The organism is Vibrio sp. 2132-1 (assembly GCF_033344315.1).
In genome coordinates this window covers 1-609 of sequence record NZ_JAWPON010000539.1, presented here as the reverse complement: position 1 = coordinate 609, position 609 = coordinate 1, and the positions used below count along the sequence as shown (strand labels likewise).

The 609-nt window shown below is 39.6% G+C and carries 1 pseudogene; it reads left to right on the top strand.

Going from position 1 to position 609, the window contains the following annotated elements:
* A pseudogene (locus R8N47_RS26515) lies at positions 1-320 on the top strand (hypothetical protein); the annotation flags it as partial.
* Positions 321-609: the final 289 nt, after the last annotated feature.

Genomic DNA, 609 nt, shown 5'->3' with positions numbered 1-609 from the left:
TCACTTTTACTAAAGGGTTATCGAACGCTCTAGCCGGTATTTGGTCAAGCTCTCATGTCTCTGGCGATGGATTGATGGCAAATAACATTAACCACATGGATCTGATTTTGCAGCCTGACTTCGTGTTCTTGTTCCGTGTCTCAAACGAAGCAGGTGAAGAGTCCGTTAAACAAGGCGTGTTTTACACTGAAGACGAGTATTTAGTTCTTTTGTATGAAAACGGCGAGCAGGGCACAACGTACAAACTTAAAGAAAATGAACTCACCATCCAAGATAGTAGTGGTGATATGTATGCCGTACTCAACCGAGTCACACAATGAGTAATTCATATTGTTGATTCTATAAATGAGTATTCATACGGTTAACTTCTAATGTTGAGTAAATGTTAATCAGAAAGCGGAGCTAACCATCAAAAAGCTCCGTTTTTTTATAGAAAGACTTGTATTCTGATACCACAACCCATACAAATAGCTTATATCGTGATACCAGTTAAAGGGGTTGAGACCTGTAAACTGGTATTTTTGTAGTTCGACATACAAGGATTTATGGACATGTCTCAAGCTCCCCAGGCGAAATATCGTAAAGATTATCAAGCGCCATCCCACACAA